The following is a 25,143-nucleotide window of genomic DNA, read 5'->3' on the forward strand; positions in this document are numbered from 1 at the left end:
CATGGAACGGCAGCTGGACGCTTACTGCTCGCACCTGCGCAGTGAGCGCCAAGTGTCGAGCCACACGCTGCAAGCCTACCGTCGCGACCTGAGCAAGGTGCTGGGCTTTTGCGACACACAGCAGATCACCAGTTGGAAAGCGCTGGATGCCCCGGCGCTGCGCAGCCTCGTCGCGCGGCTTCATCAGCAGGGCCAGTCGTCGCGCAGCATCGCCAGGCTGCTCTCGGCGGTGCGCGGTTTTTATCACTACCTCAATCGCGAAGGCATTTGCGAGCACGACCCGGCCAACGGCCTGTCGCCGCCCAAAGGTGAGCGCCGACTGCCCAAGACGCTGGACGCTGATCGCGCGCTGCAACTGCTGGAAGGCGGTGTCGAGGACGAGTTTCTCGCCCGCCGCGATCACGCGATTCTTGAACTGTTCTATTCATCGGGCCTGCGCCTCTCCGAGCTCACGGGACTTGATTGCGAGCATCTGGATCTCGCTGACGGCCTGGTTCAAGTGCTGGGCAAAGGCAGCAAGACCCGAGTGCTGCCAGTGGGTCGCAAAGCCCGCGAGGCGCTGGAGGAATGGCTCAAGCAGCGCGCGCTGGCCAACCCTAAGGACGACGCCGTATTCATTAGCCAGCAAGGCCGACGCCTGGGGCCGCGCTCGATTCAGTTGCGGGTCAAGGCGGCGGGCGAGCGCGAGCTGGGGCAGAACCTGCACCCGCATATGCTGCGGCACTCGTTCGCCAGCCACTTGCTGGAGTCCTCCCAGGACCTGCGCGGCGTACAGGAATTGCTCGGCCACGCCGACATCACAACGACCCAGATCTACACCCACCTGGACTTTCAGCATTTGGCAACGGTGTACGACAGCGCCCACCCAAGGGCCAAACGCAAGGATTCTTCCGAATGAGCATCAAGCTGATCACCTTCGATCTGGACGACACTCTGTGGGAAACCGCACCGGCGATTGTCAGCGCAGAAGCCATGCTGCGTGACTGGCTGGCGGAAAACGCCCCAAAACTGGGCCCGGTACCGGTTGAGCATTTGTGGGAAATTCGCTCACGGCTGGTCGAGGCTGACCCAAGCTTCAAGCACCGCATCAGTGCATTGCGTCGTCGCGTGCTGTTTCACGCGCTGGAAGATGCCGGTTATGGCCAGGCCGAAGCGCAAGATTTGGCGGAGCAGAGTTTCGAAGTGTTTCTGAAGGGGCGGCATCAGCTGGATATCTTCCCGGAAGTGGTGCCGACGCTGGAGATTCTGACCAAGTCCTACACTCTGGGCGTGGTCACCAACGGCAACGCCGACGTGCGCCGCCTGGGCCTGGCGGATTACTTCGCCTTTGCCCTGTGCGCCGAAGACTTAGGGGTAGGCAAGCCTGACCCGGCCCCCTTCCTCGAAGCCCTCAAGCGCGGCAACGCCCAGGCGCCCCATGCCGTTCACGTGGGCGATCACCCCGGCGACGACATAGCAGGCGCCCAACAGGCCGGCCTGCGCGCGATCTGGTACAACCCCAGTGGCAAGACGTGGGAAGCGGACAGGCTGCCGGATGCGCAGATCAGGAGTTTGACGGAATTGCCTGGGGTTTTGGGGCGTTGGGGTTAGGCTTTAGATCGCTACATTGGTGCCTTTCAGGCCTTTCGCCGACAGGGCATCAAAGTAAGAATTCCAAGCCAAACCCCAGCCCAAAAAAAAAGCCCGCAGCGACAGCGGGCTTTTCTTCAGCAGGCATCAGACACCCTTAGATAGGGCGGCTACCATACTTGTTGTCAGGCTTTTTGGGCGGATCGGCGACCACATTGGCCTCCACTTCCTGCACTTTGCCGCCACGGGCGAGGAACTCTTCCATGGCGCGAGCCAGAGCGTCACGCTCTTTGTTCTTGGCTTCAACGCTAGGCAGCTCATCCACCGAGACCGCAGCCTTGGCCTTGCCTTTGGTTGGGGTTGCCGGGGCATCGGAATTGTCGTCTATTTCCGCGCCATCGTCTTCGGGAGCAGCTGCAAGCTCCTCACCGTCGTCCTCGTCTTCCAGACCGTCTTCAACCAGATCTTCGTTGTCGTCGTCGCTCATGTTCTACCTCATGACTTGCGAAAGCAGATTAGTTATAGCCCAGCTGCGCTTAATTTCTAAGACAGCCAGAAAAAATTCAACTACCGCCAACCCTCAGCGGTCGTGAGCCTCGCCCTGAAGGGTGGCGAGGACTTTACGCGCACCGCCGTAATCGCGATGCTCTCCTAAATAAACCCCTTGCCAGGTCCCTAGCGCCAGCCGTCCGTCCGTTACCGGGAGAGTCAACTGGCAGCCTAGCAAACTGGCCTTGAAGTGCGCGGGCAGATCGTCGGGACCTTCGTCGTTGTGTTCAAACCCGTCCTGACCCTGGGGCACCAGCCGGTTGAAGAAACGCTCGAAGTCGCGTCGTACTGCCGGATCGGCGTTCTCGTTGACGGTCAACGAGGCCGACGTATGTTGCAGCAGCAGATGCAACAGGCCGACCCGACAATCACGCAGTCCGGGAAGCCCTGCGACGATCTCGTCGGTCACCAGATGAAAGCCTCGAGGTCGTGCCCTCAGCGTGATTCTGGTCTGCTGCCACATACAGTTCTCCGCCCTTCGGCGCGCATTCTAACGCGCTGGAAAAAAAAACAAAGCGCGTAATGAGTGACGTTTTCTGTAAGCCTGAAACCTACCCCTTCACCACGCTGAAATCGCCTGCTGGCGCGCCTGCAGAGGTGCATCGGGCAGGATCTGGACGGCGTCTTCGCATCACGTGCGAGCTGTCCTGCCTATCGACAAACGCCAGACAAAAAAATGCCCGGAAATCCGGGCATTTTTTTCAGAGCCGTGTTTACAGGTTGTAGCCACGCTCGTTGTGTTGAGCAAGGTCCAGGCCCACCGCTTCTTCTTCCTCGGTGACACGTAGACCCATGACGGCGTCCAGCACCTTGAGGATGATGAAGGTCACGATCGCGGTGTAAATGATCGTGAAGCCTACGCCTTTGCACTGAATCCAGACTTGTGCAGCGATGTCGGTCACGGTGCCGAAGCCGCCCAGCGAAGGTGCTGCGAAGACACCGGTCAGGATCGCGCCGAGGATACCGCCGATACCGTGCACGCCGAAGGCATCCAGGGAGTCGTCATAGCCCAGTTTGCGCTTCAGGCTGGTGGCGCAGAAGAAGCAGACCACGCCAGCCGCCAGACCAATGATCAGGCCACCCATTGGGCCGACCGTACCGGCGGCAGGGGTGATGGCAACCAGACCGGCAACCACGCCCGAGGCGATGCCCAGTGCGCTTGGCTTACCGTGGGTCAACCATTCGGCGAACATCCAGCCCAGTGCAGCGGCGGCGGTAGCGATCTGGGTGACCAGCATCGCCATACCGGCAGTGCCGTTGGCCGCAGCGGCGGAACCGGCGTTGAAGCCGAACCAGCCTACCCACAGCATCGCCGCGCCGACCAGGGTGTAACCCAGGTTGTGCGGGGCCATCGGGGTGGTCGGGAAGCCTTTACGCTTGCCCAGCACCAGGCACGCTACCAGGCCAGCCACACCAGCGTTGATGTGAACAACGGTGCCGCCTGCGAAGTCGAGAACGCCCCAGTCCCACAGCAGACCACCCACGCCACTCCAGACCATGTGCGCGATCGGCGCGTAGACCAGGGTGAACCAGATGGCCATGAAGATCAGCATCGCGGAGAACTTCATGCGTTCTGCGAAGGCGCCGACGATCAGGGCTGGAGTAATGATGGCGAAAGTCATCTGGAAGGTGACGAATACGGCCTCTGGAAACAGAGCCGTTGCACCGGTAATGCTGGAAGGCGTGATGCCTGCCAGGAACGCCTTCGACAGACCGCCGACGAAGGAGTTGAAATTGACAACGTTGGCTTCCATACCCGTGGTGTCGAACGCCATGCTGTAACCGTAGATGCACCACAGGATGCTGATCAGGCCAGTAATGGCGAAGCATTGCATCATCACCGACAGCACGTTCTTGGAGCGGACCATGCCGCCGTAGAACAGCGCCAGACCCGGAACGGTCATGAACAGTACCAGCGCGGTGGAAGTCAGCATCCAGGCGGTGTCGCCTGAGTTGAGTACGGGTGCAGCGGGGGCTGCCACTTCGTCTGCCGCCATGGCCAGGCCAGGGGTTACGAGGGACAACAGGGCTCCTAGCCCTGCGAATTGACGCAGAGTCATATTGTTTACTCCTGGGGCGTTGGGTTTGGCGGCTTAGATTGCGTCGGTATCGGTTTCGCCGGTACGGATGCGAATAGCCTGTTCCAGATTGACCACGAAGATCTTCCCGTCACCGATCTTGCCGGTGTTGGCCGCTTTGGTTATCGCTTCGATAACGCGGTCCAGATCCTTGTCATCGATCGCAACGTCGATCTTCACCTTGGGAAGGAAGTCGACTACATATTCCGCACCGCGATACAGCTCGGTGTGGCCTTTCTGACGTCCGAAGCCTTTGACTTCAGTAACCGTGATGCCCTGCACGCCGATTTCCGACAACGACTCGCGTACGTCGTCCAGCTTGAACGGCTTGATGATGGCAGTGACTAGCTTCATGAAACTTTCTCCCGAATTGGTGGACTTGCCCCAGGAAAACAAACCCGACTCAAGTCTAAGCGCAGTGTCTGGCTTTGTAACGCGTCGATGGCCCGAAACAGACCAGACCCGCCCCAGAAAACCGCTTCTGACGAAACACTTCCCCGCTCCGCCTGCCGCACTGCATTCGTCACAGCGACTGCATCAGTGCATGGGTCACATGCCACTAAGCAGAAACCTTGCCATATCGCCAAAACCCGCGAATTGCGCCACCTTGCATCCGATGTCGCGGGTCCAGATCGCCACCACTCATCCCGCCCGCACAACAACAGTGCGCCCGTGCACGACTCCATGCGCGAAAACCGTGCAAGCCCAGACGTAAAAAGCCTGTAGACGTCGCGTGATACACTGCGGCCCATCTGATTCGGGAAGATCACCATGCTCGCACCCAAAGCTTTTCTGGACGCCTTGAGCGGCCACGCCTCTCGCCTGTTCAACGGCGAGACCCCACTGCCGCGCAATGAATTCGAAACCCAGTTCAAGGCCTTGCTGCAAAGCGGCTTCAGCAAGCTGGACTTGGTCAGCCGGGAAGAATTCGACAGCCAGATGATCGTCCTGGCCCGCACCCGTGCCCGCCTTGAGGCACTGGAAGCGAAGATGGCCGAGATGGAAGCGCAGTTAGCGGGGCAGGTTCAGGAGTAATCCAGCCCGCCTTTAATTGCCCCATGTGAGAGCGAGCCTGCTCGCCAACGGCCCCATGGGGCAAAAATCTGCGCCCGGAAACACCCCGTAGAACTTGCGCCGCCCTTCGCGCCTCACCCATGACTATCCTTCAGCACGCCGCAGGAAGCGGTGCCGCCCTCAAGGATCGACATGTCCCTCGCCATTGTTCTAAGCCGCGCGCAAGTTGGCGTCGAAGCCCCTTCTGTCACTGTCGAAACTCACTTGGCGAATGGGCTGCCGAGCCTGACCCTTGTGGGTTTGCCAGAAGGCGCGGTGAAGGAAAGCAAAGACCGGGTCAGAAGCGCCATTCTCAATTGCCGGCTGGAATTTCCTGCTCGGCGCATCACGCTCAACCTTGCGCCCGCTGACCTGCCCAAGGATGGTGGCAGGTTCGATCTGGCGATTGCCTTGGGTCTGCTGGCCGCCAGCGCGCAGGTGCCGACATTGGCGCTGGATGGGATCGAGTGTCTGGGCGAACTGGCGCTGTCCGGGGCGATACGGCCCGTGCAGGGTGTCTTGCCCGCGGCACTGGCCGCACGGGAAGCGGGCCACACGCTGATCGTGCCTGCCGTGAACGCTGAAGAAGCGTGCCTGGCGTCAGGGCTCAAGGTGATCGCGGTCAGTCATTTGCTGGAGCTGGTATCGCACCTCAACGGCCACACCCCCATTGCGCCGTACAAATCCAACGGCCTGATTCTGCAAACCCGGCCCTACCCCGACCTCAGCGAAGTTCAGGGCCAGGCGGCGGCCAAACGCGCTTTGCTGGTCGCCGCAGCGGGCGCACATAACCTCTTGTTCAGCGGCCCTCCCGGTACCGGCAAAACCTTGCTCGCCAGTCGACTGCCAGGCCTGTTGCCACCGCTGGACGAGCGAGAAGCGCTGGAGGTCGCGGCGATTCAGTCGGTCGCCAGCCACGCGCCGCTGACCAACTGGCCGCAGCGCCCGTTTCGTCAGCCCCATCACTCGGCATCCGGGCCTGCGTTGGTCGGGGGTGGCAGTCGTCCGCAACCGGGGGAAATCACTCTGGCTCATCATGGCGTGCTGTTTCTGGACGAGCTGCCAGAGTTCGATCGACGGGTGCTGGAGGTCTTGAGAGAACCACTGGAATCAGGCCATATCGTGATCTCGCGGGCCCGGGATCGGGTGCGCTTTCCGGCGCGCTTTCAGCTGGTTGCGGCGATGAACCCCTGCCCATGCGGCTATCACGGCGAACCCACCGGACGCTGCCGCTGCTCGACCGATCAGATCCAGCGCTATCGCAACAAATTGTCCGGCCCGCTGCTGGACCGCATAGACCTGCACCTGACCGTCGCCCGCGAAGCCACCTCACTGGCATCGGCCCCAACAACCGGCGAGACCAGCGCCAGCGCTGCGCAGATCGTGTCTGAAGCCAGGGATCGCCAGCAGCAACGCCAAGGCTGCGCTAACGCTTTTCTCGACCTGCCCGCCCTGCGCCAGCACTGCGTGTTGATGCCCGAAGACGAAGCCTGGCTCGAAACGGCCTGCGAACGTTTGAGCCTTTCACTGCGCGCCGCCCACCGCCTGCTGAAAGTCGCGCGCACGCTGGCGGATCTGGAACGAGTGGAGGCGATTTCCAGAACTCACATTGCCGAGGCGTTGCAGTACCGGCCGTCTACGGGGTGAGCTTTTCAAGCTTTTGATTCTGGCCGCAGGCCGTAAGAGCAAGCTTGCTCGCGATCTGGCGCGAAGCGGCAGTAAACTCAGACACCTCGGCCGAGTCAGACGTACCGCGTGTACAGTATCTACTGCCGCTACGCAGCAGATCGCGGGCAAGCCACGCTCCTACGCCCTCCGGGCAGAATCAGAGTGGTCGAACTCGAAAACCTTACCGAAACCGGTCCACTTCCTTACGCAGATCCGCCGCCAGCGCATTCAACTCTTGCGCCGTCACCGCCAGATTCGACACCACTTCACGCTGTTCGCTGTTGGCCAGTGCGATGCTCTGCAGGTTGGCGCTGAGCAGGGTTGCGGTGTTGCTTTGCTCTTGAGTGGCGGTGGTGATCGAGGCGAACTGATCGCCGGCCGAACGGCTTTGTTCGTCGATCTGAGCCAGTGCTGACGCGACCTTCGCGTTGCGTGCCAAGCCTTCCTGCATCAGCGCGTTACCTTGTTCCATGGTGCTGATGGCGTTGCCGGTTTCCTGCTGGATGCTGGCGATCATGCCGGAGATTTCGTCGGTGGCCTGGCGGGTGCGCGAGGCCAGGTTGCGGACTTCGTCGGCGACCACGGCAAAACCACGACCCTGCTCGCCGGCCCGCGCAGCTTCGATGGCGGCATTGAGGGCCAACAGGTTGGTCTGTTCGGCGATGGAGGTAATCACGCTGACGATGCCGCCGATTTCCTGAGAACGCTGGCCAAGGGTGTCGATGACCGCAGCAGTGCTGCCCAGAGAACCTGCGATCTGCTCCAGCGAGGCCGAAGCCTCTTCCATCGATGCGCGACCGATGCGGGTCTGTTGGGCATTACCTTGTGCAAGCCGCTCGGTGTTGCCCATGTTGTCGGCGATGGTCAGCGCAGTGGCGCTGAACTCCTCGACCGCGCCAGCCATGCTGGTGATCTCGCCGGACTGCTGCTCCATGCCTTCATAGGCGCCGCCCGACAGGCCAGACAGCGCCTGCGCGCGGCCGCTGACTTCCTGGGCCGCCGTGCGAATGTGCGAAACCATGGTTTCCAGCGCCTGGCCCATCTTGTTGAAGCTGCCGGCCAGCTGGCCGATTTCGTCATGGCGGGTGACGTTCAAGCGCGCGCTCAGATCGCCCGCGCCCAACGCCTCGGCCTGATTCACCAGATCCGACAGCGGTTGCAGTTTGCTGCGCAGCAGCCAGATCGCCGAACCCACCGCAATCAGCATCGCCAGGAGGCTGCCGATCGCCAACTGAATACCGACGCTCCAGGTCACGGCGCTGATTTCGTCTTTGGGCATGATCGCCAGAATCGACCACGGACCGCCGGCGAAAGGCTCGGCCACGGTGTAAAAATCATTCCCGGCGTCTTGCCAGAAACGTCCTACGCCTGGGGTTTTGACGAAATCGGCCAGCGACTTGCGCGCCTGATCCAGATCCTTCACGCCAGCGGGAGGCACCAGCCAGTTGTTCTGCTCGTCGAGCAGGGCCAGCGAGCCGGTGGAACCAATGCGAAAGCTCTTGAGGTTGTCGAACTGGGCTTTCTGCGCGTCGGTGTAGTCAAAACCCACGAACAACACGGCGATGACCTTGCCGCTGGCGTCGCGCACCGGGCTGTATTGGGTCATGTACAGGCGATCGAACAGCAACGCGCGGCCGACGTACCCCTGCCCGGCCAGCAGTTTTTCATAGGCCGGGTGCTTGTGATCGAGCACGGTGCCGATGGCGCGGGAACCGTCCTGTTTGCTCAGCGAGGTGCTGATGCGGATGAAGTCATCGCCATTGCGCACGAACACCGTCGCGACGCCTGCAGTCATTTTCTTGAAATCGTCGACTTCAACGAAGTCATTGTTCAGCACGTTGCCCTTGAGCAGCAGCGCAGGGGTCTGCATGCCTGCAACGGCGATCTGTTGGTCTGGCTGGACAGTCAGGCCGTTGAAGCGCTTCTCGAACAGCCCGCTCAGGCGCTGGGTGCTGTCGCGCAGGGTGCTGTGAAAGGTGTTCAGTTGGTCAGCCAGCAAGCGCGCTTCGCTGCCCATGTGTTCTTCACGAATGGTCAGGTTTGCCGAATCCAGCGAGCGCAGGGCGAACAGGGTACTGCCACTGATGACAACGGCCAGAATGACGGCCAGGGCGATGCCAAGTTGCGACGCAATACGGGCACGGGGTTGAGGCATGAAAACTCCTTGCCGAACGAGCGGATCATCCTGATCTCAGGCAAACCATTCGGGCTATTTCTAATAGAGGGTGTCGATGGGCCGATAGAGAAGAATCGGATCCGCAATACGGAATCGGCTGACAGACTGAATACTTGAGTCCTACGCCCGGTCTTAGGACGGATGGCTATTGGGCATCGCACATAACTTGTGGGAGCGAATTCATTCGCGAGGCGGGGGCACATCCAACACACCTCTAGCGCCTGGACTATTTCTCGCGAATGAATTCGCTTCCACAGAAGAACCGGGCGCCAGCAACTGAGGTGAGCCCCACGTCGTTGCACGCTCACTCCAATATCGTCACCTGCGGCAACTCCATCGCTCGCACTTCGCTCTGCAAAAAGTCGCTGAGCCTGCGCAGGCGCTCGCCGCCGGGCCGAGTCTTGGGCCAAACCAGGTAATAGTTCTCGCCACTGACCACCGCCGTGCGCCAAGGCAGGCTCAGACGCCCCTGAATGACGTCCTCGGCCACCATCAACAGATCACCCATGGACACCCCGTAGCCCCGCGCGGCGGCGATCATGCCCAGCTCCAGCGTGTCGAATACCTGACCGCCCTTGAGCGAGACCCGATCCGACAGCCCCATGCGCTCCAGCCAGCTGCGCCAGTCGCGGCGGTCGGGCGTGGGGTGCAGCAGCTCGGCACTGGCCAGACGCTCGACGTCCCAAGGCGCGTCATCAAGCAGGCTGGGCGAGCCCACCGGAATCAGCAGTTCGGGAAACAGGTAGGTCGCCTCCCAGTCCGGCGGAAAATGCCCACGTCCCAGCAACACCGCGCAATCGAACGGCTCTTGGGTGAAATCCACGTGGTCGATGTCCATCCAGGCACTGGTCAGTTGCACCTCGTTACCCACTTGCAAATGACGAAAGCGACTGAGTCGCGCCAGCAGCCAGCGCATGGTCAGGGTCGACGGCGCCTTCATGCGCAGAATGCCCTCCTCGGCCATCAACGCGCTGCATGCCCGCTCCAGCGCTGAAAAGCCCTCGCGCACGCCCGGCAACAACTCCCGCGCGGCTTCGGTCAATTGCAGGTTGCGCCCGTTACGACGAAACAACCGGCAGGCGAAATGCTGCTCCAGCGTGTGGATGTGCCGGCTGACCGCGCTTTGGGTGATCGACAGCTCTTCGGCAGCTCGGGTGAACGAGGTGTGTCGCGCAGCGGCTTCGAATGCACGCAGCGCATACAAAGGCGGGAGAGTACGAGGCATCTGGCGCTTTCCTCTTGGCCTGATGGCGATGCGCAACACTGTACTGCAAAAGCCTCAGGATGAGTTTTACTCATGCCAATGATCGTATTTATCCCTTTGTGCATTGAGGCTCGAATCCCGACAATGAGCCGCTCATCAATGCCTCCCTTTCCCGAGCGCCAAGACCATGCAACAGCACGCCTTCAAAGAACTGTGGATCATCCTGCGCCTGGCTGGGCCGCTGATCGCCTCACAGATGGCGCATATGCTGATGGTCTTCACCGACACCGTGATGATGGGCAAGCTCGGCCCCGAATCCCTCGCGGGCGGCGGGCTGGGCGCGGCGAGCTATAACTTCGTTTCGTTTTTTTGCGTCGGCGTGATGGCAGCCGTCGGTACGCTGGTGGCCATTCGCAAAGGCGCCAACGATGACGCCGGTGCAACCCGTCTGATCCAGGCAGGCCTCTGGCTGGCGTGGGGCATGGCGGTGATTGCGGCGGTGATCCTGTGGAACCTTGAGCCCATCCTGCTCAACTTCGGCCAGGACGAAGCCAACGTGCACATGGCCAGTCAGTTCCTGATCACCTTGCCGCTGGCCTTGCCAGGGCTATTGAGCTTCATGGCGCTACGGGGTTTCACCAGCGCGCTGGGCCGTGCAACCCCTGTGATGGTGATCAGCCTGGTCGGGGTGGCTGCCAACTTCGGGCTCAATTACGCCTTCATCCACGGGCTGTTCGGCCTGCCGCATTGGGGCCTGATGGGCATCGGGCTGGTCACGGCGATCGTCACCAACAGCATGGCGCTGGTCCTGTGGCTGCACATCCGTTATCACAAGGCATATGCGACGTACCCGATTCACAAGGGCCTGATGAACCTGTCACGCACTTGCCTGAAAGAACTGTGGCGCCTTGGTCTGCCCATTGGGGGCACCTACGCAGTGGAAGTTGGCCTGTTTACCTTCGCGGCGTTCTGCATGGGCGCGATGGGCAGCACGCAAATGGCCGCGCACCAGATCGCTCTGCAATCGGTGTCGATGGCGTTCATGATTCCCGTGGGGATTTCCTACGCCGTCACCATGCGTATCGGCCTGCATTACGGCGCGGGCAACCTGCTGCTCGCGCGCACTGCCGGGCGCATGGGCATTGCCTTCGGCGGGCTGCTGATGCTGACCTTCGGCATTCTGTTCTGGGTGGCGCCTCATGTGGTGATCGGCCTGTTCGTCGACCTCAATGACCCGAAATATCAGGACGTGGTCGAGCTGGCCGTGAAGCTTTTGGCGATTGCAGCGTGGTTCGAAATCCTCGACGGCACCCAGACCATCGCGATGGGCGCGATTCGTGGCTTCAAGGACGCCAAGACCACGTTCCTCATTGGTCTTGCGAGCTATTGGGTGGTCGGTGCGCCGCTGGCATGGGGCTTTGGCTTTCTCGCCCACCAAGGCGCCGAGGGTGTCTGGTGGGGTCTGGCGATCGGCCTGCTGTGTTCGGCCGTGGCGCTGACCTGGGCCTTCGAGCGCAAGACCACGAGGTTGTTGCGCAAAGAGGCGACAGGCGTTGTGGTGATGGGCTGATTCAAGCCCCCAGCATCACCCGCCCCTCTTTCTGACCAAACATCAGGTAAGCCAGCAACTCCGGCAACGCCAGCGGATGGCTGATCAGATAACCCTGGGCCTGATCGCAACCGAAGCTGCGCAGCAACGCCAGTTGCTCAGGGGTCTCGACCCCTTCGGCCACCACTTCCAGGCTGAGGTTGTGCGCCAGATTGATCATGGCGTGCACCAGTTTGCGATTTTCCTCGCGCTGTTCCATCTCGCCAACGAAGCTTTTGTCGATCTTGAGCAGCGTGATCGGCAGGCTGTTGAGGTGCACGAACGATGAGAACCCCGTGCCGAAGTCATCCAGGGAAAAACGCACGCCCAGGCGACCCAGCGCGTCCATGGTCTGCTTGACCAGATCGCTGCGGCGCATGACGGCGGTTTCGGTGAGTTCGAATTCCAGCCACTGCGCATCGACGCCGCGATCCGAGATCAAGCGGCTCAGGGTCGGCAGTAGCTGGTTGTCCTGAAACTGGCGGAACGACAGGTTGATCGCCATGTGCAGCGGCGGCAGGCCTTGCTCTCGCAGGGTCTGCATGTCTCGCAGGGCGCGGGAAATGACCCAGTAGCCCAGCGGCACGATCAGCCCGCTCTGCTCGGCCAAGGGCACGAACTCGCTCGGCGGCAACAGCCCGCGCTCGGCATGGCGCCAGCGCACCAGCGCTTCCAGCCCGAGGATTTTCCCGGAGTTCAGGCACAGGCGCGGCTGGTAATGCAGCTCCAGCTCGTCGCGACGCAAGGCCCGGCGCAGCTCGCTTTCCAGATCGGCGAGGCTGCGGGCATTGCGGTTGATGCGTTCGTTGAAGACGTGAAAGGTGCAGCCCTGGGTGCTTTTGGCCTGCTGCATGGCGATGTGCGCATGCCACATCAGCGGGTCGGCGCCTGCATCGGCGCGGGCGTGAGCGATGCCCAGGCTACAGCCGATCAGCAGGCTCTCGCCGTCGACCCAATAAGGTTCGGACAGCGCCTCGGTGATACGCTCGGCCATCCATTCGGCGCGCTGCGGGGCGCGACGAGTGTCGATCAACAGAGCGAATTCATCGCTGCCCAGACGCGCCAGTTGATCGCAAGCGTCGAGCTGGCTCTTGAGTCGCGAGACCACCTGCAGGATCAGTCGGTCTCCGGCCTGATGGCCCAAGGCGTCGTTGGCGCGGCGAAAGTTGTCCAGATCCAGATGCCCCAGCGCCAGCCCACGGCCATCGAACTCGGCCAGACGCGCTGCAAGCAGGGTCTGAAAGCCCTGGCGGTTGGCGATGCCGGTCAACGGGTCCTGTTCGGCCAGGCGCTGGAGGGTGTTTTCCAGCAAACCGCGTTCGCGCACATGGCGCAGGCAGCGACGCAGACTTTGCGGGGTGAGGGCGTCATGCACGAGCCAGTCGGCGACGCCTACCGGGTCGGTTTGCGGCTCGGCATCGAACAGCAGCACAGTTGGCCAGCTGCATTGTCCGGCGGCAGGTTGCAGGTGCGGGAGCGTAAAGAGGATAAAGGCGTGTGCAGGATCAGCGGGATCGCCAATAGCTTGCCAGCTCGACGCGCAGTCGAGAAATACGGCATCTCCCAGAGGCGCCAGGCACTCGCGCAATAACGCTTGCCATTGCGGCGTGTCCGCCAGAAGCAGCAAACGCAAGGGTTCGACAGGCGTAGACAAGCTAGCTCCCCACACAAACAAAAGACATCAGCGCCCACTCAAACGAGGGTCGTCAAACGCGTTGATCCAACGCGGGATGCGCAAATGTAACAAAACGGCGAAATATAGATAGCGTGACGCATCACAGTGTCGGACGGTCGCTGCACAATCCTCGGACCCTGTTAAAATGCCCGCCCATTTTTCAAGCGATCCCCATTTTCCCCATGTCCCGACTCAATCCCCGGCAACAAGAAGCCGTGAACTACGTCGGCGGCCCTCTTTTGGTGCTCGCCGGTGCTGGCTCCGGCAAGACCAGCGTGATCACACGCAAGATTGCCCACCTCATCCAGAACTGCGGCATTCGTGCGCAGTACATCGTCGCCATGACCTTCACCAACAAGGCGGCGCGGGAAATGAAAGAGCGGGTTGGCACCCTGCTGCGCCCAGGCGAAGGACGCGGCCTGACTGTTTCGACGTTTCACAACCTGGGCTTGAACATCATCCGCAAGGAGCATGCGCGCCTGGGTTACAAGCCGGGTTTCTCGATCTTCGACGAGACCGACGTCAAGGCGCTGATGACCGACATCATGCAGAAGGAATACTCGGGCGACGATGGCGTCGACGAGATCAAGAACATGATCGATTCCTGGAAAAACGACCTGATCCTGCCCCCCGAGGCCCTGGCCAATTCGCGCAACCCCAAGGAGCAGACCGCCGCCATCGTCTACACCCACTACCAGCGCACGCTCAAGGCGTACAACGCGGTGGACTTCAACGACCTGATCCTGCTGCCGGTGAAGCTGTTCCAGGAACACGCCGACATCCTCGAAAAATGGCAGCACAAGGTGCGTTACCTCTTGGTGGACGAATACCAGGACACCAACGCCAGCCAGTATCTGCTGGTGAAAATGCTCATCGGCACCCGTTGCCAGTTCACCGTAGTGGGCGATGACGACCAGTCAATCTACGCCTGGCGCGGCGCGCGACCGGAAAACCTCATGCTGCTAAAGGACGACTACCCGTCGCTCAAAGTGGTAATGCTGGAGCAGAACTACCGCTCCACCAGCCGCATCCTGCGCTGCGCCAACGTGCTGATTTCCAACAACCCCCACGAGTTCGAAAAGCAGCTGTGGAGCGAGATGGGCCACGGCGATGAAATCCGCGTGATCCGCTGCAAGAACGAAGACGCCGAAGCCGAGCGAGTGGCCGTCGAGATTCTCAGCCTGCACTTGCGCACCGACCGGCCGTACAGCGATTTCGCGATTCTTTATCGCGGCAACTACCAGGCCAAGCTGATCGAGCTCAAGCTTCAGCATCACCAGATTCCGTATCGCCTGTCGGGCGGCAACAGCTTCTTCGGGCGTCAGGAAGTAAAGGACCTCATGGCCTACTTCCGCCTGCTGGTGAACCCGGACGACGACAACGCCTTCCTGCGCGTGATCAACGTGCCGCGTCGGGAAATCGGCTCGACCACCCTGGAAAAACTCGGCAACTACGCCACTGAGCGCAAGGTCTCGATGTACGCGGCCACCGACGAAATCGGCCTGGGCGAGCATCTGGACAGCCGTTTCACCGACCGCCTCAAGCGCTTCAAGCACTGGATGGACGGCGTACGCCAGCAGTGCGCGACCCAAGACCCGATTGCCGCTTTGCGCAGCATGGTCATGGACATTGATTACGAGAACTGGATTCGTCAGAACAGCTCCAGCGACAAGGCCGCCGACTACCGCATGGGCAACGTGTGGTTCCTGATCGAGGCGCTGAAAAACACGCTGGAGAAAGACGAAGAAGGCGGCATGACCATCGAAGAGGCCATCGGCAAACTGGTCTTGCGCGACATGCTCGAACGTCAGCAGGAAGAGGAAGATGGCGCCGAGGGCGTGCAGATGATGACCTTGCACGCCTCAAAAGGCCTGGAATTCCCCTACGTGTTCATCATGGGCATGGAAGAGGAAATTCTCCCGCACCGCTCCAGCATCGAGGCCGACACCATCGAGGAAGAGCGCCGTCTGGCCTACGTGGGCATCACCCGCGCCCGCCAGACCCTGGCGTTTACCTTTGCCGCCAAGCGCAAGCAATACGGCGAGATCATCGACTGCCTGCCGAGTCGTTTCCTCGATGAGCTGCCCCCGGACGACCTGGCCTGGGAAGGCAACGACGACACGCCGACCGAAGTAAAAGCCGTGCGCGGTAACACGGCACTGGCGGATATACGCGCCATGCTCAAACGCTAGACATCGACTCATCTACTACATTTTATTTGCGCGTTTTGCGCCCTGAGGAACACCGACGTGGAAGCACTGCACAAGAAAATTCGCGAGGAAGGCATCGTACTTTCCGACCAGGTATTGAAGGTCGACGCGTTTCTGAACCATCAGATCGATCCGGTCCTGATGCAGCAGATCGGTGACGAGTTCGCCACGTTGTTCGCAGACTCGGGCATCACCAAGATTGTCACCATCGAAGCCTCGGGCATCGCGCCTGCGGTGATGACCGGCCTGAAACTGGGCATCCCGGTGATATTCGCGCGCAAGCATCAGTCCCTGACCCTGACCGAGAACCTGTTCTCGGCGAGCGTGTACTCGTTCACCAAGCAGACCGAAAGCACCATCGCCATCTCCACGCGCCATCTGACCAGCAGCGACCGCGTGCTGATCATCGATGACTTCCTGGCCAACGGTAAGGCGTCCCAGGCGCTGATCTCGATCATCAAACAGGCCGGCGCCAGCGTCGCCGGGCTCGGCATCGTGATCGAGAAGTCGTTCCAGGGCGGCCGCGCCGAGCTGGACGCGCAGGGTTATCGTGTGGAATCGCTGGCGCGGGTGAAGTCCCTGGCCAACGGTAAGGTGACATTCGTGGAGTAAACCCTTGTGAGAGCGCGCTTGCCCGCGACAGCGGTCGATCAGTCGCATCAACGTATCTGACACACCGCGTTCGCGGGCAAGCGCGCTCCTACAGCAGGCAGCAAAGAAACGGAGACAGCTTATGAACATCGGCGAAAAACTGAGCGTTGAAGCGTTCTTCGACCCGCAGACCTCGACCATCAGCTACCTGGTGACCGACCGTTCGACCCTCAAGGCGGCCGTGATCGATAGCGTGCTGGACTACGATCCCAAATCCGGGCGCACGCGAACCGAATCGGCCGACAAACTGATCGCCCGGGTGAGTGAGCTGGGGGTTTCGGTGGAGTGGATTCTGGAAACCCATGTCCACGCCGACCATGTCTCCGCTGCGGCCTACCTCAAGGAGCAGCTCGGCGGCACGGTCGCCATCGGCAGCCACATCACGCGGGTGCAGAAGGTGTTCGGCACGCTGTTCAACGCCAAGGGCGAGTTCGCCCGCGATGGCAGCCAGTTCGACCGCCTGCTGGAAGACGATGCGCACTTCCAGATCGGCTCGCTGCAGGCCAGGGCCATGCATACCCCGGGGCACACGCCGGCGTGCATGACCTACCTGATCGAAGTCGAAGGCGAAACTGTGGCGTTCGTGGGCGACACGCTGTTCATGCCCGATTACGGCACGGCCCGCTGCGATTTCCCCGGCGCCGATGCCCGCGTGCTGTATCGCTCGATCGCCAAGATCCTTAGCCTGCCGCCGCAGACCCGTCTGTTCATGTGCCACGACTACCTGCCCAACGGCCGTGAGCTGATGTACATGACCACCGTCGCCGAGCAGCGCGCCAACAACATCCATATCCGCGAGGGCATCGGTGAAGAGGCCTTCGTGCAAATGCGCGAGGAACGCGACGCGACCCTGGACATGCCAGTGCTGATCCTGCCCTCGGTGCAGATCAACATGCGCGGCGGCCACATGCCGGAGCCCGAAGACAATGGCGTGCGCTATCTGAAGATTCCGATCAATGCGTTGTGAACCGGGCCTTCACGCCACATCTCCTGTGGGAGCGAATTCATTCTGGGCGGCATTCCGACGAAAAATTGTAGGTCTGATGGAGATGTGTCGGATGTTCCGCCCTCTCGCGGATGAATTCGCTCCCACAGGGAACAGCTAAAGGCGCGTTACACCATATGACTGAACACGAACTGATCGGAGCCGGCCTCGGTACGATCATTGGAGCTGTACTCGCGCTGACTGGCGCGGGCGGAGGGATTCTGGCGGTGCCGTTGCTGGTGTTCGGCCTGGGCCTGTCGATGGTCGAGGCGGCGCCGGTCGGCCTGCTGGCAGTCGGTCTCGCCGCTGCGGTAGGTGCGCTGCTGGGCTTGCGTCAGGGCATCGTGCGCTATCGCGCAGCGTTGTTCATTGCCGGCATCGGTATCTGTTTCACCCCGCTGGGGCTGTGGTTGGCCCATCAACTGCCCAACACGCCGCTGGCGCTAGGGTTTTCGCTGGTGCTGTTGTACGCCTGCGCACGCATCTATCGAAAGGCCGCGCACGAACTGCATCACGGCAAATCGCCGGATCGCGCGGATTTCCTGCCGTGCGTGCTCAACCCTCTGGAAGGTCGCCTGCGCTGGACCCTACCCTGCGCCCGTTCTCTGGCGATCACGGGCGTGCTGTCAGGATTGCTGTCAGGGCTGCTGGGCGTTGGCGGCGGCTTCGTGATCATTCCGGCGCTGACGCGCTACACCGATCTGGACATCAAAAGCATCGTCGCCACCTCCCTGGCGGTGATCGCGCTGGTGTCCACCGGCAGCGTGATCAGCGCCAGCGTCAGCGGCGTGATGCACTGGGCCGTGGGCATGCCCTTCGCCGTGGGTGCTGTCGTGGGCTTGATGGCAGGGCGGCAAGTCGCGCGGTTTCTGGCAGGGCCTCGATTGCAGCAGTTGTTTGCCATCACCGGATTCTGCGCAGCGGCGTTGCTGGTCATCAAGACCCTGTTCTGATACCCCACATCCCCTTGTGAGATTGAAATACCTGTGGGAGCGAATACCTGTGGGAGCGAATTCATTCGCGAGACGGGAGTGCATCCGACACATATGTATCGGCTGTACAGGCCTCGCGAATGAATTCGCTCCCACAGAGGTCTTGCATGATGCCGACAACCTAAATTGTTGCCTGCAGCCCCGCCAGCAACAGCCGCTGATACAACTCCTCGCGCAACCCCTGCGGATCATCCAGCCCCATTCTGCGCAGATGTTCGGGGAACGTGCGCGGCTCCGGCGCTTCGAGGGTCGCCTTGCCCAAGTCGATCAGCTCGGTGAGCTTGAACTTGCTTTTGAGCCAGTTGAGCGCGCGCAGCAGGTCCCGCTCCTCAACGCTGAAATCGCTGCCCAGCGGGTATTCGATGAACAACGACGCAAACTGCTCGCGAATCTCCTTCAGCCGCTCCGGTGTGTTCTGGCTGAACAACGGATCGAGACGAAAGCCCTTGGGCAGCTTGCCGGCCTTCTGCGCCTGATCGATCAGAGCAGGCTGAAAGCGTGAGTCGGTGATGTTGAGCAAGGCTTCGATCACAGCGGCGTCGGTCTTGCCGCGCAGATCGGCGATACCGTACTCAGTGATGACGATGTCGCGCAGATGCCTGGGAATCGTCGTGTGGGCGTACTCCCAGACGATGTTCGAACTGACCTCGCCCCCCGATTCTCGCCAGCTGCGCAAAATCAGGATCGAACGCGCCCCCTCAAGCGCGTGCCCCTGCGCGACGAAGTTGTACTGCCCGCCCACACCGCTGACCACGCGCCCGTCCGCCAGCTGATCCGAGACCGCAGCCCCCAGCAGCGTGACGGTAAACGCGCTGTTGATGAAGCGCGCATCACGCCGTTGCAGGCGTTTGAGGGTTTCGTCGCCGTACAGCTCGTTGATGTAGCTGATGGCGGTCATGTTGATCTGCGCCATCTGCGCGGGGGTGAATTCGCGCAAGCGTTCATAGAAGCTGCGTGGCCCCAGGAAAAACCCGCCGTGAATCAGCACGCCGTTGCTGTGAATCGACTCGTCGAGTTCCCCGGCATTGGCCAGCTTTTGCAGCGCGGCATCGGGGTAGACCTTGCGTCGGATTATCCCGGCATCGAGCAGCACCAGCAGGCCGTTGACCAGCATTTCGCTGCACCCGTACAGTCCTTCGGCAAAGGGCATGACCCCGCCTTCGTTCTCGATCAGCGGTTTCCAGGTGGAAATCCCGTCCAGTTCGGCCAGACACGCACGATAGGTTTCGTTGTCGGCCTGACGCGCCAGCAGCGCAGCCGTCAGCGCATCGCCCATCGAGCCGATACCGATCTGCAACGTGCCGCCATCACGCACCAACGTGCTGGCATACAGACCGATAAAATGATCCTGAAAGCCCACCGGCATGTTAGGCGTCGAGAACAACGTGCTGCGCTCTTCGTACTCGATCAGCAGGTCGAAAGTGCCGACGCTTACCTCGGCGTCGCCTGGCATGTAGGGCAAATCCGCATGAACATGGCCCAGCACGAGAATGGGCTCCCCCGCCGCGCGACGCTTTTCCAGCATCGGCAGCAGGTCGAGGGTGATGTCGGGGTTGCAGCTCAGGCTCAGGTGGTCAGGGCGTTCCGCATCATGGGCTACCAGCTGCGCGATCAGGTTCAGGCCGCTGGCGTTGATGTCCCGCGCGGCGTGGCTGTAGTTGCTGCTGACGTAATCCTGTTGAGCCTGAGCACTGCCCAACAGGCTGCCGGGCTGCATGAAGAATTGCTCGACGTGAACGTTGGGCGGCAGGTTGCTTTTGTGCAGGTCCGCGAGGAAATCCAGCTCGGGATAGTCGCCGAACACGCGTTCCAGAAAGGGTTCGAGAAAGCGCCCCTGCAAGCCATCACCCGGCTTCGGGCGCCCCAGGCACAGCGCGGTGTAGATCGTCAGCTGTCGGTCCGGCAGGGCTTTGATGCGGTTGTACAGCGCATTGGCAAAGCGATTGGGCTTGCCCAGCCCCAGCGGCATGCCCATGCGGATGTGCGAGGGCAACTCGGCCAGTACATGATCGACGGCTTGCTCGATCGAGCAGGAATGCGGCATCCGGCCTCTCCTGATTGTTGTTCGATGGAGCTTGGACCGAAAGTGGAGGGGAATTGCTGCACGGGGTTTGATTCTGAACACAGACCGCTGCAGCGCGCCGATCAATCTCGCCGGGTGTCGATCGCCACCAGCTTGTCTTCAATGAATTTCAGGTGCTGAAAGGCGCCATTGCGCGGGCCATAGACCCACAAGCTGATTTTTGCTGAATTGAAAGGCCGTGCGCTGCCACTTCTTAGCACGGGCATTTGCTCTTCGCTCTTGTCTGGCGCCCCGCATTTTTCACGGACCACGCTCGCAGTGTCCCCCAGGCTGATCAGAGCTGTACCGCAGCGCATCGTCGCGTTGGCCAAGCCCGCGAACATCAGCAACGAAAGCCCGGCAAGCAGCAGCAATTTTCTGAACATAGAGCCTCGTTTCTGGTGATGTCCCGAGGCGCGTTACAGTCCCGACATTTTCTTGATCGCGCCCTTCAGCTCGTCATCCGAGCAGTCGGCGCAGGTGCCCTTGGGAGGCATGGCGTTGATGCCGGTGATGGCCTTGGCCAAGAGGCCATCGACGCCGCCCTGCTCCTTGGCGCGCTTGCCCCAGTCAGCGCTGTCACCGATTTTCGGCGAGCCCAGCAGACCAGTGCCGTGGCAGGCGTTGCAGTGTTTGCCGATCACGTCGTCCGGGGACTTCGCGCCCCCTCCTCCGCCCGCCGTGGCAGCGACGTCCATTCCTGGACATTCCTTGCCTTGAACGCAGACCTGTCCGACCGGCTCGAGCCGCTTGGCGAGATCGTCTTGAGTGGAGGCCTGGGCAGCGAATACCCACCAGGCAAGCAGTGCGACGGCAGCGAGGATCTTATTAGTCTGGTTCACGCTTTCACCCTCATGGTGGCTATAACGCAGCTGCGGTCAAGGTAAGCCGCAGGTTGCGAAAGTATAGCGGGTAGCCCGTCGGCCGCAGGATCGCTGAGCGATACGGCGTCAGTGCGGCGACCTTGGGCTTCGGGCGTGTCCTTCAGCCCACCTGCGGGTGCAGGTGGGAGGGTGTCGCTGATCAGAAATTCGCGGGCGTGGCGGCACTGATGAGGCGCGCCGGGACGTCGAACGGATTGCGGAAGCGATGGGGTCGGGTGCTTTCGAAATAGTAGCTGTCGCCTGCTTCGAGCACATAGGTATCGATGCCGACGACAAGCTCCAGGCGACCTTCGACCAGAATGCCGGTCTCCTCACCTTCGTGAACCAGCATCTCTTCGCCGGTGTCGGCGCCCGGCGGGTAGACCTCGGTCAGAAAAGCAATCGCCCGGTCCGGATGAGACTTGCCGACCAGTTTCATGGTGACGGCGCCGTCCGAGATATCGATCAGCTCGCTGGCCTTGTACACCACTTGGGTCGAGTTTTCGGGTTCGAGCTCTTCGGAAAAGAACTCCACCATGGACATCGGAATGCCGCCCAGCACTTTGCGCAGGGAACTGATCGAGGGGCTGACGCTGTTCTTCTCGATCATGGAAATGGTGCTGTTGGTCACGCCCGCTCTTTTGGCGAGTTCACGTTGCGACAGACCTTTTAATTTGCGAATGGATTGCAGTCGTTCACCGACGTCCAATGCGGGGGTCCTCCTGGTAGTCAAGCACGGTCACGTGGTCGCCATGATGGCAACAGCGTTCAGTATTTACAACACTTGAGCAGGCGACAGGATTGGCGAGGGGACTGGCGGCGAACGATAGTCGCCGCGGTCTGCAGGAAGGGAAACGGTCAGGCCCCGGAATAGAGCCTTGGCACGCGTTTTAGGTTGCAGAAGATTTGATACGGGATGGTGCCGGCGCTGGCCGCAACATCGCTGGCAAGTACGTTTTTGCCCCACAATTCGACGCGACTGCCCAGGCCTGCGCCTGGCACGTTCGTCAGATCGACACACAGCATGTCCATCGACACCCGGCCCAGCAACTGGCTGCGCTGGCCGTCGATCATTACGGGGGTACCGGTCGGCGCCTGGCGCGGATAGCCGTCGGCGTACCCCATTGCCACCACACCGATGCGCATATCGCGCTCAGCGACGAACGCGCCGCCATAGCCGACAGGCTCCCCGGCAGGTAACTCACGCACGCAGATGACACTGGATTCCAGCGTCATGACCGGCTGCAGGCGATCGGCTACCGACTGAGGCTGATCGAATGGCGTCGCGCCATACAGCATGATGCCGGGGCGAACCCAATCGCTGGGCACATTCGGCCAACCCATCACGCCCGGCGAGTTGCGCAGGCTGACCTGCGCTGCAAGCCCTTCGCGGGCGGCCTGAAAAACCGCCACTTGCTCGTCGGTCCGTGCGCTGCCCAGCTCGTCGGCACGAGCGAAGTGGGTCATCAGCACGATTTTTGCCACTTTGCCGCTGGCCAGAAGGCGCTGGTAGGCAGCCTGATATTCAGCAGGATGAATGCCGACGCGGTGCATGCCCGAGTCCATTTTCAGCCAGATGTTCAGCGGTTTGCCGACATGGGTTTGCTCGATGGCTTCCAGCTGCCACAGCGAATGCACCACACACCAGAAGTCGTGCTCGACGATCAGCGCCAGTTCATCGGCCTCGAAAAAGCCTTCCAGCAGCAGCACCGGCACGCGAATACCGGCCTGACGCAGCTCCAGCGCCTCTTCAATGCAAGCCACCGCAAAGCCGTCGGCTTCGTTTTCCAGCGCCTGCGCCACACGAACAGCGCCATGACCGTAGGCATCGGCCTTGATCACGGCAAGGGCCTTGGCGCCCGTGGTTTGGCGGGCCAGTTGGTAGTTGTGGCGCAGGGCCTGAAGATCGATGAGGGCGCGGGCTGGACGCATGGTGGGGCTTCTAGTCTGAGAGTTTTTTGAACTGTAGGAGCGCGCTTGCCCGCGATGTGCGGTGTGTCAGGCGAAAAATCCGTCCCAGACAGACCGCATTCGCGGGCAAGCGCGCTCCTACAGGTGAGGCGTTAAGGCAGTGCAGCGATAACCGACATCTCGATCAGCACGTTCGGCGCGGCCATTTTCGCCTCGACGGTGGCACGGGCGGGCGCGACCCCTTTTGCCAGCCAGGTGTCCCAGATGCCGTTCATGGTGGCGAAGTGTGCGCCGATGTCATTCAGGTAGATCGTCACCGACAACAGGCGAGTCTTGTCGGTGCCCGCAAGATCCAGCAGACGCTCGATATTGCCCAGCACCTCGCGGGTCTGTTGCTCGATTCCCGCATTCAGATCGTTAGCCACTTGCCCGGCGAGATACACGGTGCCGTTGTGGACGACGACTTGGCTCATGCGTTCATTGGTGAGCTGGCGCAGTACTGACATGTTTGGCGATCTCCTTGGAACTTCCATAGCGTGAAATATCGAGGCCTTCGGCGCTGATCTGCGGTTTTTTGCGTGCGATCAGGTCGGCCAGCAAACGACCGGAGCCGCAGGCCATGGTCCAGCCCAATGTTCCGTGGCCGGTATTGAGGAACAGGTTGCGATACGGCGTGGCGCCCACGATCGGCGTACCGTCGGGAGTGGTCGGGCGCAGGCCGGTCCAGAAACTGGCCTCGCTCAGATCACCGCCGCGAGGATAGAGATCGTTGACGATCATCTCCAGCGTTTCGCGCCGACGAGGGTTCAGCGACAGGTCGAACCCGGCGATCTCGGCCATGCCGCCGACGCGAATGCGGTTGTCGAAACGGGTGATCGCGACCTTGTAGGTTTCGTCGAGAATGGTCGAGGTTGGCGCCATGTCCGGGTGGGTGATCGGCACGGTCAGCGAGTAGCCCTTGAGCGGGTAAACCGGGGCCTTGATGCCCAGCGGCTTGAGCAATTGCGGCGAGTAGCTGCCCAGCGCCAGCACGTAGCGGTCGGCGGTTTCCAGCTTGCCGTTGACGCGCACGCCGTTGATCCGGTCACCGGCGAAGTCAATGGACTCGATGGACTGGCCGAAACGGAATTCAACGCCTAACTTCACACACATCTCGGCCAGGCGGGTGGTGAACAGTTGGCAGTCGCCGGTCTGATCATTGGGCAGACGCAGTGCCCCGCTGAGAATGTTGCTGACGCAGGCCAGGGCAGGCTCGACGCGGGCAATGCCTTCGCGGTCGAGCACTTCGTAGGGCACACCGGCCTGTTCGAGCACGGCGATGTCCTTGGCGGCGTTATCCAGTTGTTCCTGGGTGCGGAACAGTTGCGTAGTACCCAGGCTCCGGCCTTCGTAGGCAATACCGGTCTCGGCGCGCAATTCATCGAGGCAGTCGCGGCTGTACTCGGACAGACGAACCATGCGCTCCTTGTTCACCGCATAACGACTTTGCGTGCAGTTGCGCAGCATTTGCGCCATCCACAAGTATTGATCGATGTCGCCGGTCGCTTTGATCGCCAGCGGCGCGTGGCGCTGCAGCAGCCATTTGATGGCCTTGAGCGGTACACCCGGCGCAGCCCATGGCGAGGCATAACCCGGCGAAACCTGGCCGGCGTTGGCGAAACTGGTTTCCAGGGCAGCGGCTGGCTGACGGTCGACGACTGTCACCTCGAAACCCGCGCGAGCCAGGTAATAAGCACTGGTAACACCGATTACGCCACTTCCAAGGACCAGAACGCGCATGTTGATTTCCTCATCGCGGATATCCGCTGACGTTTTAAAGTTTTAAGCAAGGATGTGCGCAGTATATGAAGCCGCGGGCAGTGCTTTTCACTATATAAACGCCTATATTCGGCGGTATTTCTCGACAACA

The 25,143-nt window shown here is 61.3% G+C and carries 23 protein-coding genes; 9 read left to right on the top strand and 14 right to left on the bottom strand.

Going from position 1 to position 25,143, the window contains the following annotated elements:
- The first annotated feature begins 1 nt into the window (after position 1).
- The gene (gene xerC, locus AC07V9_RS11970) at positions 2-898 is read left to right on the top strand and encodes a tyrosine recombinase XerC (protein WP_495015925.1); all 897 of its coding nucleotides are present in this window, start codon (positions 2-4) and stop codon (positions 896-898) included.
- Complete coding sequence (locus tag AC07V9_RS11975) at positions 895-1,590, top strand: HAD family hydrolase (RefSeq protein WP_495015926.1); 696 nt, start codon at positions 895-897, stop codon at positions 1,588-1,590. The genes xerC and AC07V9_RS11975 overlap by 4 nt, the downstream gene beginning before the upstream one ends.
- A gap of 136 nt (positions 1,591-1,726) precedes the next feature.
- Here the strand turns inward: AC07V9_RS11975 and sutA are convergent, their stop codons facing one another.
- The 4 genes from sutA to glnK form a co-directional block, all read right to left on the bottom strand.
- Positions 1,727-2,056, bottom strand: a complete 330-nt coding sequence (sutA, locus tag AC07V9_RS11980; protein ID WP_495015927.1) for a dormancy-specific transcriptional regulator SutA — start codon at positions 2,054-2,056, stop codon at positions 1,727-1,729.
- Between the two features lie 93 nt (positions 2,057-2,149).
- The gene (locus tag AC07V9_RS11985) at positions 2,150-2,581 is read right to left on the bottom strand and encodes a secondary thiamine-phosphate synthase enzyme YjbQ (RefSeq protein ID WP_495015928.1); all 432 of its coding nucleotides are present in this window, start codon (positions 2,579-2,581) and stop codon (positions 2,150-2,152) included.
- 250 nt (positions 2,582-2,831) lie between these two features.
- Positions 2,832-4,178, bottom strand: a complete 1,347-nt coding sequence (locus AC07V9_RS11990; protein WP_495015929.1) for an ammonium transporter — start codon at positions 4,176-4,178, stop codon at positions 2,832-2,834.
- A gap of 33 nt (positions 4,179-4,211) precedes the next feature.
- On the bottom strand, positions 4,212-4,550 hold the full coding sequence (glnK, locus tag AC07V9_RS11995; RefSeq protein WP_002555808.1) for a P-II family nitrogen regulator: 339 nt from the start codon (positions 4,548-4,550) through the stop codon (positions 4,212-4,214).
- 417 nt (positions 4,551-4,967) lie between these two features.
- Here glnK and AC07V9_RS12000 point away from each other — a divergent pair, with 417 nt between their 5' ends.
- Together AC07V9_RS12000 and AC07V9_RS12005 are read left to right on the top strand one after the other, a co-directional pair.
- A complete protein-coding gene (locus AC07V9_RS12000; protein WP_495015930.1) occupies positions 4,968-5,231 on the top strand; it encodes an accessory factor UbiK family protein in 264 nt (87 codons plus the stop codon).
- 171 nt (positions 5,232-5,402) lie between these two features.
- A complete protein-coding gene (locus AC07V9_RS12005) occupies positions 5,403-6,896 on the top strand; it encodes a YifB family Mg chelatase-like AAA ATPase (protein WP_495015931.1) in 1,494 nt (497 codons plus the stop codon).
- A gap of 202 nt (positions 6,897-7,098) precedes the next feature.
- Here the strand turns inward: AC07V9_RS12005 and AC07V9_RS12010 are convergent, their stop codons facing one another.
- Together AC07V9_RS12010 and AC07V9_RS12015 are read right to left on the bottom strand one after the other, a co-directional pair.
- Complete coding sequence (locus AC07V9_RS12010) at positions 7,099-9,072, bottom strand: methyl-accepting chemotaxis protein (RefSeq protein ID WP_495015932.1); 1,974 nt, start codon at positions 9,070-9,072, stop codon at positions 7,099-7,101.
- 325 nt (positions 9,073-9,397) lie between these two features.
- Positions 9,398-10,318, bottom strand: a complete 921-nt coding sequence (locus AC07V9_RS12015; protein ID WP_495015933.1) for a LysR substrate-binding domain-containing protein — start codon at positions 10,316-10,318, stop codon at positions 9,398-9,400.
- A 166-nt stretch (positions 10,319-10,484) separates the two neighbouring features.
- On the opposite strand from AC07V9_RS12015, the gene AC07V9_RS12020 reads away from it, so the two are divergent.
- A complete protein-coding gene (locus AC07V9_RS12020; RefSeq protein ID WP_495015934.1) occupies positions 10,485-11,867 on the top strand; it encodes a NorM family multidrug efflux MATE transporter in 1,383 nt (460 codons plus the stop codon).
- Between the two features lies 1 nt (position 11,868).
- Here the strand turns inward: AC07V9_RS12020 and AC07V9_RS12025 are convergent, their stop codons facing one another.
- Entirely contained in the window at positions 11,869-13,539 is a 1,671-nt protein-coding gene (locus AC07V9_RS12025) for a putative bifunctional diguanylate cyclase/phosphodiesterase (RefSeq protein ID WP_495015935.1), read from the bottom strand.
- 203 nt (positions 13,540-13,742) lie between these two features.
- Here AC07V9_RS12025 and rep point away from each other — a divergent pair, with 203 nt between their 5' ends.
- The 4 genes from rep (at position 13,743) to AC07V9_RS12045 (ending at position 18,359) form a co-directional block, all read left to right on the top strand.
- The gene (rep, locus tag AC07V9_RS12030) at positions 13,743-15,752 is read left to right on the top strand and encodes a DNA helicase Rep (RefSeq protein WP_495015936.1); all 2,010 of its coding nucleotides are present in this window, start codon (positions 13,743-13,745) and stop codon (positions 15,750-15,752) included.
- A 57-nt stretch (positions 15,753-15,809) separates the two neighbouring features.
- The gene (locus AC07V9_RS12035; RefSeq protein ID WP_495015937.1) at positions 15,810-16,382 is read left to right on the top strand and encodes a xanthine phosphoribosyltransferase; all 573 of its coding nucleotides are present in this window, start codon (positions 15,810-15,812) and stop codon (positions 16,380-16,382) included.
- Between the two features lie 121 nt (positions 16,383-16,503).
- Entirely contained in the window at positions 16,504-17,388 is an 885-nt protein-coding gene (locus AC07V9_RS12040) for an MBL fold metallo-hydrolase (RefSeq protein WP_495015938.1), read from the top strand.
- Between the two features lie 155 nt (positions 17,389-17,543).
- Positions 17,544-18,359, top strand: a complete 816-nt coding sequence (locus AC07V9_RS12045; RefSeq protein ID WP_495015939.1) for a sulfite exporter TauE/SafE family protein — start codon at positions 17,544-17,546, stop codon at positions 18,357-18,359.
- A gap of 160 nt (positions 18,360-18,519) precedes the next feature.
- Here AC07V9_RS12045 and AC07V9_RS12050 read toward each other — a convergent pair whose 3' ends face one another.
- The 7 genes from AC07V9_RS12050 to dadA all read right to left on the bottom strand — a co-directional run bounded on the left by AC07V9_RS12050 (position 18,520) and on the right by dadA (position 25,013).
- Entirely contained in the window at positions 18,520-20,442 is a 1,923-nt protein-coding gene (locus AC07V9_RS12050; protein WP_495015940.1) for an acetyl-CoA hydrolase/transferase C-terminal domain-containing protein, read from the bottom strand.
- 101 nt (positions 20,443-20,543) lie between these two features.
- Positions 20,544-20,834 carry a DUF2845 domain-containing protein gene (locus AC07V9_RS12055; RefSeq protein WP_495015941.1) on the bottom strand — a complete coding sequence of 97 codons (291 nt, stop codon included), beginning with the start codon at positions 20,832-20,834 and terminating at the stop codon, positions 20,544-20,546.
- Between the two features lie 45 nt (positions 20,835-20,879).
- Complete coding sequence (locus AC07V9_RS12060) at positions 20,880-21,302, bottom strand: c-type cytochrome (protein WP_495015942.1); 423 nt, start codon at positions 21,300-21,302, stop codon at positions 20,880-20,882.
- Between the two features lie 181 nt (positions 21,303-21,483).
- Entirely contained in the window at positions 21,484-22,032 is a 549-nt protein-coding gene (locus AC07V9_RS12065) for a cupin domain-containing protein (RefSeq protein ID WP_495015943.1), read from the bottom strand.
- Between the two features lie 149 nt (positions 22,033-22,181).
- On the bottom strand, positions 22,182-23,255 hold the full coding sequence (gene alr, locus AC07V9_RS12070) for an alanine racemase (protein WP_495015944.1): 1,074 nt from the start codon (positions 23,253-23,255) through the stop codon (positions 22,182-22,184).
- 131 nt (positions 23,256-23,386) lie between these two features.
- Complete coding sequence (locus AC07V9_RS12075; protein ID WP_495015945.1) at positions 23,387-23,740, bottom strand: RidA family protein; 354 nt, start codon at positions 23,738-23,740, stop codon at positions 23,387-23,389.
- Positions 23,712-25,013 (bottom strand): D-amino acid dehydrogenase, encoded by a 1,302-nt coding sequence (gene dadA, locus AC07V9_RS12080; RefSeq protein ID WP_495015946.1) that lies wholly within the window; start codon positions 25,011-25,013, stop codon positions 23,712-23,714. Before dadA ends, AC07V9_RS12075 begins: the two co-directional genes overlap by 29 nt.
- Positions 25,014-25,143: the final 130 nt, after the last annotated feature.

This window comes from Pseudomonas sp. GW821-FHT02A11 (assembly GCF_059421985.1).